At 42.0% G+C, this 16,568-nt stretch carries 17 protein-coding genes; 4 read left to right on the forward strand and 13 right to left on the reverse strand.

What is annotated here, in order from left to right; genetic code table 11:
- Positions 1 to 67 precede the first annotated feature (67 nt).
- The 4 genes from ACIQXR_RS10650 to queF form a co-directional block, all read right to left on the reverse strand.
- Positions 68 to 727, reverse strand: coding sequence for a response regulator (locus ACIQXR_RS10650; RefSeq protein ID WP_402872008.1), 660 nt, complete (start codon positions 725 to 727; stop codon positions 68 to 70).
- Entirely contained in the window at positions 727 to 1,914 is a 1,188-nt protein-coding gene (locus tag ACIQXR_RS10655; RefSeq protein WP_403079982.1) for a histidine kinase, read from the reverse strand. Before ACIQXR_RS10655 ends, ACIQXR_RS10650 begins: the two co-directional genes overlap by 1 nt.
- 123 nt (positions 1,915 to 2,037) lie before the next feature.
- Complete coding sequence (locus tag ACIQXR_RS10660; RefSeq protein WP_402872014.1) at positions 2,038 to 3,384, reverse strand: aspartate kinase; 1,347 nt, start codon at positions 3,382 to 3,384, stop codon at positions 2,038 to 2,040.
- A 244-nt stretch (positions 3,385 to 3,628) separates the two neighbouring features.
- Complete coding sequence (gene queF, locus ACIQXR_RS10665; RefSeq protein ID WP_402872017.1) at positions 3,629 to 4,126, reverse strand: preQ(1) synthase; 498 nt, start codon at positions 4,124 to 4,126, stop codon at positions 3,629 to 3,631.
- A 267-nt stretch (positions 4,127 to 4,393) separates the two neighbouring features.
- On the opposite strand from queF, the gene ACIQXR_RS10670 reads away from it, so the two are divergent.
- Both ACIQXR_RS10670 and ACIQXR_RS10675 read left to right on the forward strand, forming a co-directional pair.
- Positions 4,394 to 5,251: an EamA family transporter gene (locus tag ACIQXR_RS10670; protein ID WP_402872020.1), complete on the forward strand. Its 858-nt coding sequence runs from the start codon at positions 4,394 to 4,396 to the stop codon at positions 5,249 to 5,251.
- Between the two features lie 278 nt (positions 5,252 to 5,529).
- Positions 5,530 to 5,664 (forward strand): BA3454 family stress response protein, encoded by a 135-nt coding sequence (locus ACIQXR_RS10675; RefSeq protein WP_402872021.1) that lies wholly within the window; start codon positions 5,530 to 5,532, stop codon positions 5,662 to 5,664.
- A gap of 156 nt (positions 5,665 to 5,820) precedes the next feature.
- Here ACIQXR_RS10675 and qoxD read toward each other — a convergent pair whose 3' ends face one another.
- From qoxD to ACIQXR_RS10710, 7 genes are all read right to left on the reverse strand, one after another.
- Entirely contained in the window at positions 5,821 to 6,105 is a 285-nt protein-coding gene (gene qoxD, locus ACIQXR_RS10680; RefSeq protein ID WP_402989226.1) for a cytochrome aa3 quinol oxidase subunit IV, read from the reverse strand.
- Positions 6,105 to 6,701, reverse strand: coding sequence for a cytochrome aa3 quinol oxidase subunit III (gene qoxC / locus ACIQXR_RS10685; RefSeq protein WP_402989229.1), 597 nt, complete (start codon positions 6,699 to 6,701; stop codon positions 6,105 to 6,107). Before qoxC ends, qoxD begins: the two co-directional genes overlap by 1 nt.
- Complete coding sequence (qoxB, locus tag ACIQXR_RS10690; RefSeq protein WP_402872029.1) at positions 6,701 to 8,647, reverse strand: cytochrome aa3 quinol oxidase subunit I; 1,947 nt, start codon at positions 8,645 to 8,647, stop codon at positions 6,701 to 6,703. The genes qoxC and qoxB overlap by 1 nt, the downstream gene beginning before the upstream one ends.
- A gap of 69 nt (positions 8,648 to 8,716) precedes the next feature.
- Complete coding sequence (gene qoxA, locus ACIQXR_RS10695; RefSeq protein ID WP_403079985.1) at positions 8,717 to 9,655, reverse strand: cytochrome aa3 quinol oxidase subunit II; 939 nt, start codon at positions 9,653 to 9,655, stop codon at positions 8,717 to 8,719.
- Positions 9,656 to 10,252: 597 nt separating this feature from the next.
- Positions 10,253 to 10,552: a hypothetical protein gene (locus ACIQXR_RS10700; RefSeq protein WP_402872035.1), complete on the reverse strand. Its 300-nt coding sequence runs from the start codon at positions 10,550 to 10,552 to the stop codon at positions 10,253 to 10,255.
- A gap of 219 nt (positions 10,553 to 10,771) precedes the next feature.
- On the reverse strand, positions 10,772 to 11,983 hold the full coding sequence (locus ACIQXR_RS10705; protein WP_403079987.1) for a S1C family serine protease: 1,212 nt from the start codon (positions 11,981 to 11,983) through the stop codon (positions 10,772 to 10,774).
- A 219-nt stretch (positions 11,984 to 12,202) separates the two neighbouring features.
- Positions 12,203 to 12,982 (reverse strand): COG3014 family protein, encoded by a 780-nt coding sequence (locus tag ACIQXR_RS10710; protein WP_403079989.1) that lies wholly within the window; start codon positions 12,980 to 12,982, stop codon positions 12,203 to 12,205.
- Between the two features lie 190 nt (positions 12,983 to 13,172).
- Here ACIQXR_RS10710 and ACIQXR_RS10715 point away from each other — a divergent pair, with 190 nt between their 5' ends.
- Positions 13,173 to 13,529: a hydrolase gene (locus tag ACIQXR_RS10715; protein ID WP_403079991.1), complete on the forward strand. Its 357-nt coding sequence runs from the start codon at positions 13,173 to 13,175 to the stop codon at positions 13,527 to 13,529.
- A 66-nt stretch (positions 13,530 to 13,595) separates the two neighbouring features.
- Positions 13,596 to 13,976: a hypothetical protein gene (locus tag ACIQXR_RS10720; RefSeq protein ID WP_402872047.1), complete on the forward strand. Its 381-nt coding sequence runs from the start codon at positions 13,596 to 13,598 to the stop codon at positions 13,974 to 13,976.
- A 60-nt stretch (positions 13,977 to 14,036) separates the two neighbouring features.
- On the opposite strand, the gene ACIQXR_RS10725 is transcribed toward ACIQXR_RS10720, so the two are convergent.
- Positions 14,037 to 15,050, reverse strand: a complete 1,014-nt coding sequence (locus ACIQXR_RS10725; RefSeq protein ID WP_402872050.1) for an ABC transporter permease — start codon at positions 15,048 to 15,050, stop codon at positions 14,037 to 14,039.
- A gap of 1 nt (position 15,051) precedes the next feature.
- On the reverse strand, positions 15,052 to 16,554 hold the full coding sequence (locus tag ACIQXR_RS10730) for a sugar ABC transporter ATP-binding protein (protein WP_402872053.1): 1,503 nt from the start codon (positions 16,552 to 16,554) through the stop codon (positions 15,052 to 15,054).
- Positions 16,555 to 16,568: the final 14 nt, after the last annotated feature.

The following is a 16,568-nucleotide window of genomic DNA, read 5'->3' on the forward strand; positions in this document are numbered from 1 at the left end:
AGAATTCCACAAAAAAAATGACCTTCGTCTATGCCGAAAGTCATCTATCTTGGATGATATGGAAGTTTCACTCTGTAAACGTAGTGACCCCATATCGTACGGCAAAAACGGCAGCCTGGGTGCGGTCACGTAATTCAAGTTTGGAAATGATATTGGAAACATGGTTTTTCACGGTGCCCTCCGTGATGCACAAAGTGGCTGCGATTTCCTTGTTACTTTTTCCATGGCCAAGATCCCGAAGGACATCATATTCCCTGTTTGTTAAATCACCAAGGACAGCAGGCGATTCACTCGCTTTCCTTTCTTTTTCGCTCCTTAACTCTCGAAGCATGTGTATGGTGATTTCCGGGGGCAGCACCACCCCACCTGATTGAACGGTCCTGATGGCATTTGCAATCATGTCCGCTGACATGTCCTTCAGCAAATACCCGCTCGCCCCTTCCTCCAATGCTGAGAAAATGAGGGCACTATCTTGAAACGTTGTAAGCATCAGCACCTTTGTATGGGGAAGTTTTGATGTAATCAACTTTGTCCCTGCCACACCATTCGTCTGTGGCATCCGGATATCCATCAACACAATATCCGGTTTCATTTCCACTGACCGTTCATAAGCCTCCATGCCGTTACTTGCCACGCCAACCACTTCCAGTTCTGGACGCAAATTCAACAAAGCCGCCAAACCGTCACGGATGAGCGGCTGATCATCAACCACCATTACCCTTATCATCACGTTCCTCCTATCGCCCATTTTTTCTCGTTTAACGGGAACTCTGCGGTCATATGGAACCCTTGGGCTTCCTTGCTTCCATATGACAACACCCCACCCATTTCATTAATCCGGTCTTGCATCGTCTTCAACCCGAACCCTGGAATGATAAGGCTTGCACCCTTGCCGTTATCCTGGATCTCAACCCTCACCATTTCCGGAATGCAGACCAGCCTGATTGAACTAACCGTTGCATTTCCATGACGTTTTGCATTGGTTAGACTCTCCTGAATCACACGGATGAGTGTTGGCTGAAGGGTATGGGGAATATGGCTGGAATCCCCCGAAAGTTCTACAGTCGATTTCAGGCCTGTCGATTGGTGAAATTCATTCAGCAACCTATTCACACTTGTCAGGAAAGCCGTCTCGTCTTCATTCAATGCCTGAACGGAATAGCGAACCTCCTCCAAGGCACCCTGGGCCAAATCCTTGCAAATATTCATTGTACCCTTCGCCTTTTCCAAGTCATGGTCGATCAGTTCATAAGCTAGCTCCATCTGCACGAATAAGGCCGTCATCTTATGTCCCACCGTATCATGTATCTCCCTTGCAATCCGGTTTCTCTCTCTGATTTTTGCCGTTTCCTCTGTCTGAAGGGAATATTCCTGCAACCGTTTATGGGCCACAGACAGCTCTTCATGCGCCTCATTCAATTGTAAGTATTGCTCATTCACCACATCACTGGCCTCAGTGAGTTTCCGAATCAAATTGCCGACTACAGACGTAAAGGCGACAAATGAGAAACTCATGAGGTTATCCATGATATCCAGCGTACCTGTTTGTAAATAGGTCGAAACCATAACCAACCCCCATAGGAATACAAAAAACAAGCCAAATATTCTATGTTTCTTAGACTCCGAGACGAGGATAAACACAGTAATCGCAACGACACCGACTAGAATCATATAAAGGGTAGTCTGGGGGAACAAAAATCCATATACAAAACTGAGGATGCCATCGAAATAGACGATTCGGAGATCATGTTGAATTGAATCCTTATAAAAAAGCAAATAATGATTCAGGATAAAACCAATAGCGATCAAGATGAGCAGGCCTTTTACATATGGATTGGAATCCGGAATCCTCCAGTAATACATAAAACTGATCATCAAGAACATGACAATCCGTAGATTGACTAACCACCCCATACCGTCCGCCCTCTTTCCTTCTCTCTTCTACCATCATGCCTAAATTATGGTAGAAAATAAAGAGCTTATTTTTCCGCAAACGAAAAACCCCCCTGTTTTGGAGGGTCTCATATTCTCTTATTCTTAAAAAAACTCATGATATAGCGCCTGGATGGCCGTCTCTTCGCTATGACCCTTCACACCGAACATCATGCTCACTTCGGAAGAACCTTGGTTAATCATTTCAATGTTGACCTTAGCATCGGCCAACGCTTTCGATGCCCTTGCCGTTGTTCCCACATTATGACGCATGCCTTCACCGACGACCATGATCAAGGCCAGATTATGTTCAACAATGACTTGATCGGCATGAAGCTCCTGCTTAATGCGCGAAACAATTTTCGCCTCGGCCTCTTCACTCATTTGATCTTGACGGAGGATGATCGTGACATCATCAATGCCAGATGGGGCATGTTCATAAGATACACCGTAATCTTCAAGAATATGAAGCAATTTACGACCGAATCCAACTTCACGGTTCATCAAGTATTTATTAATGTAAATACTGCAAAACCCTTTGTCACTCGCAATCCCTATGACGGGCCCATTCATATTATCACGGGTACTCACAATCCTTGTCCCCTGTGCACTCGGATTGTTCGTGTTCTGTATATGTACTGGAATACCAGCACGGAATGCAGGGATTAACGCTTCATCGTGAAAGACCGAAAAACCGGCATAAGACAGTTCTCGCATTTCCCGATACGTCAATTCACGTATTCCCTTCGGATTGGACACCACATGTGGATTCACTGCGTACACGGCATCCACGTCCGTAAAGTTCTCATATAAGTCTGCCTTGACGCCATTTGCAAGAATCGAACCCGTAATATCTGATCCGCTCCTTGAAAAGGTTAAAACATCCCCATCCATTGTATATCCGAAGAATCCGGGGAATACCACGATACCCGGCTCCTCACGAAGTGCATATAAACGCTCATATGATTCAGGAAGCACCTGTGTATATCCGCCCTCATCCGTCACAATCAAGCCGGCTTTCATCGGGTCCATATACTGAGCCTCTACCCCACGACTCCGAAAATAGGCTGAAACCAGCTTCGCATTATTATCTTCTCCGCTCGCCTTCAAGGCATCCAAATAACGCTTCGGTTTACTCTGGTCTGCATGCAGCAGGCTATATAAATTGTCACGTATCTCCGCAATGACCTCTCCTGGAATGTCTAACTCCTCAGCAATACTCGCATATCGAGAAACGACATCTTCTATTAAAAGCCCACCATCATCCCCATGCAACTGGCGTTCCGCAGCGGCAATCAGTAAATCCGTCACCTTTATATCATCAGAATTGCGTTTCCCTGGTGCTGAAACAACGATGACTTTTCTCTCTGGATCTGAAACCACAATTTCGAATACCTTCTTCAATTGTTCTCCCGACGCGAGTGAGCTCCCGCCAAACTTTGCTACTTTCATCCCGACAACCCCTATTTTTAGAAATATTCTGTCAAAATCAACTCTCCCTATTATTACGCTTTTTTACGAAACAATCAAGGATTAATTCCATTATATGAGGACATATGTATTTTTGATAAAGACAATTCGAATGAAATTTTCATGATGGTTAAATTGCCTTATCCTATCCGCCCAATTTAAGTTCTACACATAAAAAAGCTTCCCGAAAAATCGAGAAGCTAAATCATTAAAGCCCACATTTCACTTACCGATTATCCACAGTTTCTGGATACAAGTCATGGTTCATCAACCGGTAACTCGCCATTTCTTCAAACTTCGTCCCTGGTTTTCCATAGTTCGTATAAGGATCAATGGAAATGCCACCCCGTGGAGTGAACTTGCCCCAGACCTCAATATACTTCGGATCCATCAATTCGATTAAATCATTCATGATGATATTCATGCAGTCTTCGTGAAAATCTCCATGATTGCGGAAAGAGAACAAATACAATTTCAACGACTTGCTTTCGACCATTTTCACACTCGGAATGTAGCTGATATAGATGGTCGCAAAATCAGGCTGCCCCGTAATCGGACATAAACTCGTAAACTCCGGGCAATTGAACTTGACGAAGTAATCCCTGTTCGGATGCTTATTATCAAAGGACTCCAAAATTTCCGGTGCATAATCAAAGGAATATTGTGTACCCTGGTTTCCTAGTAGGGTGATATCCTTTAATTCTTCTTCTTTTCTTCCAGACATATAAACGTCCTCCTCTTCCACGTATCCAGGGAGGTTCATAATGGGGCCTCTACACAAATAAAAACCATATCTCCTTAAAGATATGGTTGATTCGCAAAATATCAAGCCATAGTTTTTTTAAGAGGGTGATGCTATGAACCTCTCCCGTTTATCGGGAATTCATTTGATTTTATCATGTGTAAATATAGTAGATAAACTCAATTCTGTCAATATCAAACTTTGAAACTTTCTTATCTTAAGCTAGAATATATAAAGAGTTTATCCTAAATGAAGGAAGAGATTACAGCCATGTGGATTTTTGCAGCCCTCATCACCAGTTTTTGTTTCGGCATCAATAACAGCATTTTCAAATGGAGTGGAACAAAAGGCCATTCCAAAATACATATCCAGTTCTTCTTTTATTTTGTTGCTTTCATTCTATCCATTATGTATGGTGTGCTCGTCGATGGGCTGAACCTGAATTGGGTCTCCATCCTGCTAGGTGCGGCAATCGGGGTCCTCAATGCTAATGGGAATATCCAAATGGCAAGTGCCTTTGAAAAAGGCCCGGCAAGCCTGACTTCCCCTTTAATCGCGGCGAATACCATTTTCCCGATTCTCTGTGCAGCGCTCATTTTTCATGAGCACATTTCTCAGTTGCAATGGAGCGGCGTCATCTGTATGTTGCTCGCCACCTTGATCATCCAGTACACGCCAAATGCCAAAGGGAATCATCAGTATGTCCCTTGGATGATGCATACCTTATTTGCCATCTTCTCCTTTGGCGTACTCGGCATCCTGATGACGACAACGACACGCCTTCACCTGAGCTCCCTTGATATTCTGGTATCCATGTACGGAGGAGGAACGGTTTACCTCATGGTCGCGATGGGCATTAAACATGAGAAAATTAAATCTAAAGAAATCAAGATTGGTTCCTGTGTAGGCCTCTTGAGCGTAATCGGATACGGCTGCTATTTCTTCGCCCTGAATACCGGCATAGCAAGCATCATCTTTCCAGTCGTCAGCCTCAACTGCCTGATCGTCGTATTCGCTGGTTGCTACCTATTCAAAGAAAAACTAAAAACCTACCAAATCGCCGGCGTCTTCGCAGCCCTGATTGGAATCATCCTAACCAAAATCTAAAATCAAACCCCATTCCCGAGCCACCTTGGGAAATGGGGTCTGACCCCTTAACCAACAGCCATGACCCCTGTCGTACTAAGCTTATTTCACTTGAATGAATTCTGGGAAATAGGGTCTGACCCCAAAAAGTGTTGACATCTCGTTTGATTTATCAGATAATTATGAATATTAAATATTTTAGAGAGCAGCATAGGCTAAATGTTTGATTGCCCGGTAAGAATGGGTATATAGTAAGTGTGTACTTCGAAGGTACCATGATAAAGAAAGGAAGATGGAAAATGGTTAAAGTTACTGTGAAAGTGGATTACAATGGAAAGTCATATCAAACGAATGTTCTTGCAAAACCAGGTGCTAATGAGCAGGAAATTTTCCAAATGGCACTTCATCAAGTCGAGAAACAATGGAAGGAATAAAAAAGCAGGCATCGCCTTAGATACCTGCTTTTTTTATTGCCTTTTTTTATGCAACTTCCAAAATCCAATCGAATGGATCCCCTTACCCTACCATATGAAATTTCCTCCAACAAAAAAGAGCGCCTTTTGAAGGACGCCCTCTTTTGATAGATTCTCTTACAAGTAACCCCAAGTCATAGCTAGTAAAGTACCGAAGACCGTGAATAATGCAATGAACATACCGTAATAAACGTTTACGTAAATTGCTTTTCCATCTTTCGTTTCACCAGCATGCATGAATACAACAAGTTGAAGACCTGCTTGTATAAATGCAGTAACAAGAAGTACCGTCATACCAACTGGGAATGACATATCAAAGAAGTAAACGGCAAGAGCCACTGCAGTAAGAATCATTGAGAATACAAAACCCATTACTTGTTTTCGTGGGAACAATTCAGACATTATGAGATCATTCCTTTCAGATAGATGAAGCTAAAGATAAAGATCCAAACTACATCCAAGAAATGCCAGTAAAGAGAGAAGATAAACGATTTATTAGCTGTCGCTGGAGTCAATCCGCGCTTTTTAACCTGAAGGATAATGAACGTTCCCCAGAATAGACCAGCGGTTACGTGAGCTCCATGAGTTCCTAATGTTGTCATCAGCATGGCTGTGAAAGCACTAGTTTGTAATCCTGCCCCAATATGAACATAGTGGATAAACTCGTAAACTTCTACGCATAAGAATCCTAGGCCTAGCAGAAGCGTGATAGCAAAGAAAGTTATCATCGCTTTCTGTCTGCCAAGACGCATGGCGTGAATACCAAGACCGATAACAAAACTACTTGTTAAAAGTAAGATTGTTTCAGCTAGAACTGGAGTGATTTCAAAAATCTCCACTCCAGGGCCTCCAGCAGTACGGCCCTGTAATACGAAATATCCAGCAAAAAGTGTAGCGAAAAGCATAATTTCAGCACCAAGGAAAATCCAGAAACCAAATATCTTCAGACTATTCTCTTCAGTACTATATTCAAGTGGCAGCGAGTTATCAATTTTCATTATTTAGCACCTCGCAATTTTGATTCTGTCTCTTCAATTTCTTCAACTGAAATGTAGTGACCATGATCTTCCTCGAATGACCGAAGCGCCATACAAACAAAGATCGCGATTGTAGCAACGATAGCAGGAATCCAAAGTGCAAATATGAATGAGAAGCCCCAAACAAAGAAAATCGCACTCATGATGATCGGCATTCCGCTATTATTAGGCATATGAATTTTTTCATACTTGCCTGGGAATAAGTCATGTCCCTTTTTCTTAGCATCCCAAACAGGTTCAATTGAATTAACCTGTGGTAATACGGCAAAGTTATATTCCGGTGCAGGGTTATGAGTAGACCATTCAAGAGAACGAGCATCCCATGGATCTGAACCGATGTTTCTTGGAGAGTAACGTACACTGTAGTACACGTTATAGACGATTACTACAAAACCTACAGCAAGTCCAGCTGCTCCAATGAAGGAAATCATATTCATCAACCCGAATCCAGTTGATTCAGAATATGTGTACATACGACGTGCTTGACCATCTAATCCACTGAAGAACATTGGCATAAAGGCAACTAATGTACTCATTGTAATGATCCAAGCTGAAATCTTACCAAGCTTTTCATTTAACATGAAACCGAACATTTTTGGCCAGTAGAAATGCAGACCAGCTAGCATCGCGAATACAACACCAGGAATAATAACCATATGGAAATGGGCTACCAAGAACATTGTATTATGGTACTGGTAATCGGCTGCTGACATACCAAGCATTACCCCAGTAACACCACCGATAGTAAAGATCGGTAAGAATAGTACTGAATAAATCATTGGAGTGGTAAATGTAATCTTACCTTTCCAAAGCGTGAACAACCAGTTGAATATCTTAACTCCGGTTGGAACAGCAATCGCCATCGTTGTGATAGAGAAGATACTGTTTGTAAGTGCTCCTTGACCCATAGTAAAGAAGTGATGCACCCATACTAAGAATGAAAGAAGCGAGATAAGAACCATTGAAGCTACCATTGATTTATAACCATATAGGTTACGTTTGGCAAAGGTTGAGATAACCTCACTATAAATACCGAATGCCGGCAAGATTAAGATATAAACCTCAGGATGTCCCCAAACCCAGAAGAAGTTGGCCCAAAGCATATCCATACCGCCACCAGTTGTTGTAAAGAAGTGGGTTCCGAATAATCTATCCATTGTTCCCATGATAAGCAACACTGTTAATACAGGGAAAGCGAAAACAATGATTAAGTTAGTGATTAAAGCTGACCAAGTAAACATTGGCATTTTCATCAATGTAATACCAGGTGCTCTCATTTTCAGGATTGTAGTGATGAAGTTAATACCCGTCATCAATGTACCAAGACCTGAAATCTGAAGAGCGAACATGTAATAATTCGAGCCTACCGACTCACTGAAGTCATTACCTGCCAGTGGGAAATAAGAAGTCCAACCTGCATCAGGAGAACCACCGACTACGAATGAAATGTTTATTAACATCGCACCCATAAAGAATAACCAGAAACTTAATGCATTTAGACGTGGGAATGCTACGTCACGTGCACCGATTTGAAGCGGAACAACGATGTTCATGAACGCCATGATAAATGGCATTGCCATGAATATAATCATTACGACACCATGTGTCGTGAAAATTTCATTATAATGCTGTGCATCTAAAAGAGTGTTATCTGGTACGGCAAGTTGTGCACGCATCATGATAGCATCTGCGCCACCGCGGAAAAGCATGGCTAAAGCAGCAATTATATACATGATACCGATACGTTTATGGTCAACCGTTGTTAACCATTCACGCCAAAGATAACCCCATTTTTTGAAATAGGTCAAACCAGCAATTATGGCAAGCGTAGTAAGACCAATGGCAACCATCGATGCGTAAATCGCAAGACTTGGATGAGGTACGGCAAATCGATCAAAGAATTCCATACTATCGTGACTCCTTTTGGAAATTTATTGTTTACCCTGTAAGGTTAGTTGTATAACTAACCCCACATCTTAATGATTGCTATGTTCTTCGTGTTCTTCGTGTTCTTCGTGTTCTTCGTGCTCTTCGTGTGAATCATGTCCTTCGTGTGAACCTTCGTCTGATCCATGATCATGTCCACCATTTTCACCCTCAGGAGCAGGACTGAATTCTAGATGAGTTCCAGTGTAAGTGGATGTACCAAGATGACCTGGTTCTAATAACTCATCGAATTTATCTTCTGTAAGAGGTTTAGCAGTTTGATGCACTTCATCTACCCATTCATCAAACTCGGCTTCAGGCATTGCTGTAACGTTGAACGTGTTCTCAGCGAATCCTTTACCACTAAAGTTTGCGTTTCTACCCATGTATTCACCTGGTTCGTCAGCTGCTAGGTGCAGAGTGTTAACCATGTCGCTCATTGCGTATTTTTGACCACCAAGTTGTGGAATCCAGAAACTTGTGATTGGTCCATAAGAGTAAAGTTTGAATTCAAGCGGACGGTCTGTTGGAATGTATAAATAGTTAACCGTTTCAATATTTTCTTCTGGATAACTAAAATGCCATTTCCAGTTAGATGTTGAAGCGTAAACAACCAAAGGCTCTTTATCTTCATATCCTTCAGGTGTTGCCTCTACTTTATAGTTACTTTGAGTAGAAACAATAGAAAGGAAACCTACAATTAAAATTGGAACACCAACACAAATTGTCTCTACAAGTTTACTTCCTTCAATATGAGGCGGTTCGTAATCCTTACTTTGTTTAGAAGCTCTGTACTTGACTAACATATAGATTAAAATTCCAAAAACGACTAGAACGATAATCGACATTAATCCAATAGATAACATTATGTCCTTAGCTTGCGTTTCAGCTTGAGGCCCTTTTGGATCTAAGACCATTAATGGTTCGCAGCCTGTTAACACTGTGGCAACAGTAAAAAGGATGGTTAAAAAAGCCCACTTTATTTTCATCGTGCTACCCCTCTCTTAGTATAATATATTTGACATTGGTAATTATTCGGAGAAAACATTTACCAATCTTTAAACCTCTCATTCTCATATCTTAGTTCCAAGTGGAAAAAAAGACAATATGAAATGAAGAATGTCATAAAAAGTTCATTTAAAAACCGTAAATATGTGGTAAATGAGCAGTTATATTGTATTATTTTTTTCTTATGCCCTATAATAAATCCTTATAATGAAAAACGAGACAGCTTCCCAAAGTACAGGATTGTCCCTACCTATGTCTATTTTATTTTATATTAATATAGTGAAATAAACAATTGTAACATTATACATCATGGGGAAATATGCCTCAAAATCACCTCTAATGTTAAATATTTCACAATATGAGTAGGATAATATGTCTAATCTGGTATAAACATCCTTTTTCTTCACTTACTTATTTTATACTGATATAAATTATTGTAAGTGTTTTTCCCTTAGCCATTGTGGAAACTAAAAAATCATACTTTTTTATCATTACCTGCATACGGTTTTTTTAAAGTAAATAAGCGTTTCTTCTATTGAAGAAACGCTCTACTCTCCTAATAAAAAAGAAGAAAGGTGTCAAATTGACACCTTTCTTCTTTTTGTTTTGGACTTGAATTTTATAAGCTTCGTTGTTTCCGGTATAATTCTTTCCCCTTTTTTGGTGTTCGCCGTCATTTCTTCTGCCAAGACAAATAATATACCAACCAAGAAAATACTCGCTGCACTTAACGCTATGGTTATCCCTATTGTTGACAGCACATACCCTCCGTTGTAACCGCTTACAGAAAAACTAATTAAAAACAATATAATTCCGATTGTACATCCTGTGCCTGATACCCATTTCAATGCATCCATGATCTTCTGATTAGCTTCCATCCTGTCAGCTCCTTTTCTTTCTATTTTAACAATTTTCACATTTTTGTCAATATTTCTACTATTTTACATTATAAACACGTTGTTTTCCTTGACAAATCATTTCTCTTTATTGGAAGGGAATATAGATATGTTCCCTCATGGTTATATTATTAGCTATACTAAAAATTCTACTCTAAAAGAAAAGACTTCGGACAGTTTTCAATCCGAAGTCTTTTCCTATTAAGAACCTTTCAAGGTTATCGTCAACGTCTTTTCTTTTGCCCCTCGATAGATCTTGAATATTACCTTGTCACCTATTTTCTTATCTTTGTACAGTTGTTTTCTCAATTCAGCAGCCGTGCCAATCTTGGCGCCATCAATCGCCACGATGACATCCTGTTGCTGGAGACCTGCATCCGCAGCCGCCGAACCTGGTTCTACACTATTGACCATTACCCCGGCTTTTGCAGGCTCAGGCATTTTCTGTAGATAATATTGTGGGAGTTCCTCTGTATTGGTAAGACTGACACCTAAATAGGGTCGCGTAATTTTTCCCTTTTCGATTAGCTCTTTTACTATCGGGATGACCTCGTTACTTGGAATCGCAAAGCCTAAGCCCTCCACTCCACTTTCCGATATTTTCAAGCTATTGATGCCAATCACTTCACCAGCCGTATTGATTAAGGCCCCCCCGCTATTTCCAGGGTTGATGGCCGCATCCGTTTGTAACACATCCAGCTCCCATTCGCCGTCCGAAGTATCAACCGAAATCGCCCTTCCCGTTGCACTAATGATTCCTTGTGTTACTGAGCGCGAAAAATCAAGTCCGAGCGGATTCCCGATGGCCAATACCTCCTCACCTGGTCGAATGCTATCAGAATCACCAATACTGACGGCTTCTGGAGCAATTGAATCATCAATCGTCAACACCGCTAAGTCCGTTAAGGCATCAGCACCGACCACCTCTGCTGTTGCCTTTTTCCCGTCATATAACGATATTTCCACTTCCTTAGCTCCTTCGATTACATGGTTATTCGTGATGATATAGGCTTTGCCATTGTCTTTTTTATAAATGACCCCTGATCCCGTGCCACTTTCCACCGTTTCATTTTCCGTACTTTGCTGCTGGAGGGGATACCGACTTTGTGTTTCTTGAAAGTTGACGACACCTACAATCGATTTTGAAGCTGTTTCAACCATATCAGCCCTCTGATTGGAATCTGTACTCGTCGACAACTTTTGTGGAGTGACTGTTTGCTCTACGGCTGCGGTTTGAGAGGTTTCATTCACGGCTTCTTTCTCGGTATCCCCAAACTCACCCCCGAATACAAATACAGAAGAGGTTACTAAAGAAGCGACCACTCCAGAAACAAGGCCAGTAAACACATGTGACTTTACTTTTTTCGGTTTATCTTTCACCCTGACTTGTCCTTCACCATTATAGTTCTCCATCTTCTTCCCTCCTATTTATGACTTTCACCTGCCTCCATCATAAACAGGAATTATTAAAAAATTCTTAAGAAACCTTGAAAAAATATAAATTTCTTAGATGGACCGATATATTTGCGGCTTGGACCGATAAAACATCCAAATTGACCGATATATTTACGACTTTGACCGATAAACTGCTTACAAACAAAAAAAAGACGCCTCTATTAAAGGCGCCCCTCCTTACATCACTTCATACACTTCTTTTTTCTGCTTATTCACGCCATACCAGCCATACGTGGCAGTATGTCCACCTTCGTTACTATCATTGACGACTTCAAAGACTTGAAAAATATAGTCTCCCTTTTCATCATCGTGATCATATTGGATTTGTAGATGCGGATTATTTTCGGCATCCACATAATCCTTCACCAGCTGCTCCGCTTTCGCTTTTGTAAAGCCTTGGTCCGGGTCCTTCTCCTCTTCAACCGGTCCTTCTTCGGCTGGTTCTTCCTTAGCGGCTTTTTCCTCTTCTTGTGCTTCCTTCGGCGTTTCTGTTTCTACTGCCGGTTTATCTTCAGCTTCCGACTCGGGGATAGCTTCTGATTCCTCCCCCGTTTGGTCATCCGTCGTTTCCTCTAAATCCGTCTCCTCTTCAACTGGTTCTACGTCGGCTTCTTCCGTTTTCACCAACATTTCCGTAGCCTTTTGAACCATCAACTTGCCTTCTTCAAACTTTGCCTTATATGCGGCTGCCTCTTCGAAAAAGACCTGTGCTCCTTCTACATCCTGTTCTTCATATTTTTTCATTCCATCGTAAAGTAGGCCTGATAGCTCCATCAGCTCTTTCGCTTCCGCAGTGGGATCATCTTCATAAGCCAACTCAAATGCTTCATGTGCTTCTAAATAATTCTCTTCCTTTAGTTGGCTTTTCCCCAATTCCATGTTTGAGTCATACATCCTCGTTGCACAACCTGAAACGATAAATACCATCAATAAAATACATACGGATAATTTCTTCATAGTAGCACTCCCCATCCTTGTTAAATGTCCTAAGTTGTCCTATCAATCTCTAAATCTATCTTACCCTATTTCATAAGAAATATCTGACATCTATGTATGAAAGCGACTTTTTTATGGGATATTCATTTTTAGGGTTACTTTTTTACAAATAGTGGTACATCATAATTAAACACTTGAAGGGGTGGTATAAATGAGTCAAGAAAAGCAGACGTATCATGTGGATTTAGTGAGTGGAGATATTCTGGCACAGAAACTAGATGAAAACCCAAGCTTCACCATACAAGCGAATGATGACGAATTAGCCGAGTTAAAGCAATGTTTGGACGATCATCTGAAAGATGATCTTGAAGCTTTTGCCCGTTCTCACGTACCTTATCTTCTCTACCATCATGACCGGGCCAATGATAAATATGATGCGGCCATGAAAAAACTATACCGGATCATACACAGGTTAGGTGACGAGGCCGCCCGGAATCACATTGAGGAGATTGGCATATTGGAGGATAACAAATTCGAGGGAGACAGTGAAATCCAGAAGTTTAAATAAGTACCCTATTAGAACAGGATCTTATATATGAAGATTCTGTTTCTTTTTTCATATAAGGAGGTAGGGATGATAAGAGCGATGAAGTTTGTTCTATTGGCTTGCTCTCTTTGTCTACTGTATGGCTGCATGCAAAATCCATCCAGTAAAAAAACCGTGGAGGAAAGTGAAGCAAGCCCAACAACGGAAGAGTCCTCTGAAAAAAGCGGCCTCGAGCAAGGGGTCAGCCAAGTGGCGGAAGGATATTCACAGGCACCCGGGGAAAACGATGCAATCGGTTCAGATAAAGAAAAAGAAATTTATCTTTACATGAAGTCACTATACAACACCGGAGGACAGAATACCCAAGACGCCATCACGGAAAAGGCGAGTAACAAATTCGAGATTACACAAGAACAGGCCGGTACGATTTATATGCAGTATGAAATGAAGTTATCCAAGCCCAAATGAAAAATTCGCCACACTGAAACAAAAGACCAGCAATCATGGCGACTGCTGGTCCTTAATGTTTCAGTGTTTTTGTTTATAATAGGTCACAGCCAAGGCAAGGGCGAGAACTGCGCCTTTCACGATGTCCATTGCATAATATGGGACCGACATCATGATTAGCCCATTTTGCAGAATTCCAATCAAAACGGCCCCGATGAACGTTCCGAAAGCATTCGGTTTACCTGCTCCTAGAACAGAAGAACCAATGAAGGCCGCCGCCACCGCATCCATTAAATAGGGAGAACCTGAATTGATTTCCGATGTCATGACACGGGAAGCAAGGACGATCCCGCCGATAGCAGCGAACAGCGCCGACAGAAGATAGGCCACTACTTTATATTTATTGACCGAGATTCCCGAAAGTCTAGCCGCCTCCTTATTTCCGCCAATGATGTACATATAACGGCCATGCTTCGTGTAGGTCAAAAAGATATGAGTCGCAACGACAATGACGCCCATGATCAGGATAATCCAAGGCACTTGTCCGATTTTGGCGAAAAATGGGCTGATTAAACCTGTAGCGAATGTTCCATCAGGCATCACCATGTTTTGTGAAACCGTGGCCCCTTTTGTATAAGTAAGGGCAAGCCCTTGAATGATGAACATGGTCGCCAATGTCATCAGCATGTCCGGGATCCTTAACTTTACAATCATGAATGAATTCAATGCGCCCACCACAAGCGAAGCACCAATGGCCGCTATTATCGCAATCAACGTATCCTGGGAAAACCAGACAAACATCGAGATGACGATGGCATTGGCTAATGAGGCAACGGAGCCAACTGACAAATCGAAGCCGTCAACCGTCAAGGAAATCGTGATCCCTATGGCGATGATTGTCACGATGGAGATGGAACGTAAAATGTTAATAAGATTATTCGTTTGAATGAACGATGGATTCGCAATAGCAAAAACGGCAATCAAGATGATGATCGTCAGAATCGTTCCATATTTATAAAAGAATTCGAACAGATCAACTTTTTTCCTGGCTGGCGTTGTTGGTTTCTCTGTAAGAACCGGAATTGGTGTACTCATCCTATTTGCCCCCTGTTGAGTAGAATAGTAGTTCTTCTTCATTTGTCTTGCTTGTCTCTAGCTCCTTGACCATCCTTCCGTCATATAAAACATAGGTCCTGTTTGTGATTCCTATGATTTCGGCCAATTCGGACGATGCATAAATAATCGCTTTCCCCTTTTGGGCTAATTTTGCGATCAGTTCAAAAATATCCTTCTTGGCCCCGACGTCGACGCCTTTTGTCGGCTCATCGAATATGTATACATCCGCATCAGCCAATAACCACTTTCCGATGGCGATCTTTTGCTGATTGCCCCCTGATAGGTTTTCGACCTTCGCTTCCTCTGAAGGAGTTTTGATCCCAAGAGTGGCTATCAGGTCTTTCGCCTTTATCTTTTCTGCCTGGCGATCGACGAAGCTGAATGCCTTACTGAATTTCCCGACACTTGCAGCAGTCAGATTCGTAGTAACAGACTCCTGTACGAGAACGCCTTCTTTCCTCCGTTCTTCGGGGACTAGTGCCAAGCCGCTCTTCACAGCATGATGGGGCGTTTTCAGGCTAAGCTTCCTTCCTTTTAACACAACTTCCCCCGTTATAATGGCCGTATGGCCGAAAAGCGTTTTACAAAGCTCCGTTTTTCCTGCCCCGACAAGACCCGCTAAACCGACTATCTCACCGGCCCTCACATGAAGACTGACATCTTTGACTTTATCGGCATCCGACAGTCGGTTCACTTCAAACATCACCGCACCTATCTCGGCATTCACGACGGGAAACTGTTCTTCCATTGACTTTCCAAGCATCTGCTCAATCACTTCGTTTTGTGTGATATCACTGATTCTACTGCGCCTCACACTCTTCCCATTTCTCATGATTGTAATGTCCTCACACACTTCAAATATCTCGGGTAGACGATGAGAAATGAAAATAATGCCTACACCACGTTGCTTCAGCTCATTCACAATCCGGAATAGTTCCGTTGTTTCCGTATGGCTTAACGGAGCAGTCGGCTCATCGAGAATCAAGAATTTACATGCGGTTGAAACGGCCCTAGCTATCAAGACCATCTGCTTTTCGGCCAACGTAAGGTCCCTTACCAGTTTTTTCGAAGACACATGGATGTTCATTTCTTCCAAGATTTCCGTCGCTTTTCTATGTAATTCCTTCCACTTGATGATTTGTTTTCTCCCCATGTTCTGTACGGATTCATTCAGCATCACGTTCTCCGCAACCGTTAAATAAGGAATGAGGGCCGTATCCACTTCCTGATACACAATTTGAATGCCAGCTTCCTGTGCCGACTTTGGCGAACGGATATCCTGTACCTGGCCATTTAGAAAAATGTCGCCGGTATAATGGACATGAGCTCCTGATAAGACTTTCATTAGCGTCGATTTCCCTGCTCCATTTGCGCCGACCAATGCATGTGCTGTTCCCGACTGTACTGAAAAATCAACTTCACTAAGCGCTTTTACACCTGGAAACTCAATCGATATTTGTTTCATTTCTAGTTGAATGCCCATGTCCAATCCCTCCC

This window comes from Peribacillus sp. NPDC097224, from assembly GCF_044761985.1.
GTDB lineage: Bacteria > Bacillota > Bacilli > Bacillales > DSM-1321 > Peribacillus.

Coding starts and splice junctions, on each gene's coding strand:
- qoxA (WP_403079985.1), bottom strand. CDS start 9,655: ATGAAAATAAAGTGGGCTTTTTTAACCATCCTTTTTACTGTTGCCACA.
- ACIQXR_RS10660 (WP_402872014.1), bottom strand. CDS start 3,384: ATGAAAGTAGCAAAGTTTGGCGGGAGCTCACTCGCGTCGGGAGAACAA.
- qoxC (WP_402989229.1), bottom strand. CDS start 6,701: ATGAAAATTGATAACTCGCTGCCACTTGAATATAGTACTGAAGAGAAT.
- ACIQXR_RS10715 (WP_403079991.1), top strand. CDS start 13,173: ATGAGTCAAGAAAAGCAGACGTATCATGTGGATTTAGTGAGTGGAGAT.
- ACIQXR_RS10655 (WP_403079982.1), bottom strand. CDS start 1,914: ATGGGGTGGTTAGTCAATCTACGGATTGTCATGTTCTTGATGATCAGT.
- ACIQXR_RS10670 (WP_402872020.1), top strand. CDS start 4,394: ATGAAGGAAGAGATTACAGCCATGTGGATTTTTGCAGCCCTCATCACC.
- ACIQXR_RS10700 (WP_402872035.1), bottom strand. CDS start 10,552: ATGGAAGCTAATCAGAAGATCATGGATGCATTGAAATGGGTATCAGGC.
- ACIQXR_RS10725 (WP_402872050.1), bottom strand. CDS start 15,050: ATGAGTACACCAATTCCGGTTCTTACAGAGAAACCAACAACGCCAGCC.
- ACIQXR_RS10730 (WP_402872053.1), bottom strand. CDS start 16,554: ATGGGCATTCAACTAGAAATGAAACAAATATCGATTGAGTTTCCAGGT.
- ACIQXR_RS10705 (WP_403079987.1), bottom strand. CDS start 11,983: ATGGAGAACTATAATGGTGAAGGACAAGTCAGGGTGAAAGATAAACCG.
- ACIQXR_RS10675 (WP_402872021.1), top strand. CDS start 5,530: ATGGTTAAAGTTACTGTGAAAGTGGATTACAATGGAAAGTCATATCAA.
- ACIQXR_RS10720 (WP_402872047.1), top strand. CDS start 13,596: ATGATAAGAGCGATGAAGTTTGTTCTATTGGCTTGCTCTCTTTGTCTA.
- ACIQXR_RS10650 (WP_402872008.1), bottom strand. CDS start 727: ATGATAAGGGTAATGGTGGTTGATGATCAGCCGCTCATCCGTGACGGT.
- queF (WP_402872017.1), bottom strand. CDS start 4,126: ATGTCTGGAAGAAAAGAAGAAGAATTAAAGGATATCACCCTACTAGGA.
- ACIQXR_RS10710 (WP_403079989.1), bottom strand. CDS start 12,982: ATGAAGAAATTATCCGTATGTATTTTATTGATGGTATTTATCGTTTCA.
- qoxB (WP_402872029.1), bottom strand. CDS start 8,647: ATGGAATTCTTTGATCGATTTGCCGTACCTCATCCAAGTCTTGCGATT.
- qoxD (WP_402989226.1), bottom strand. CDS start 6,105: ATGTCTGAATTGTTCCCACGAAAACAAGTAATGGGTTTTGTATTCTCA.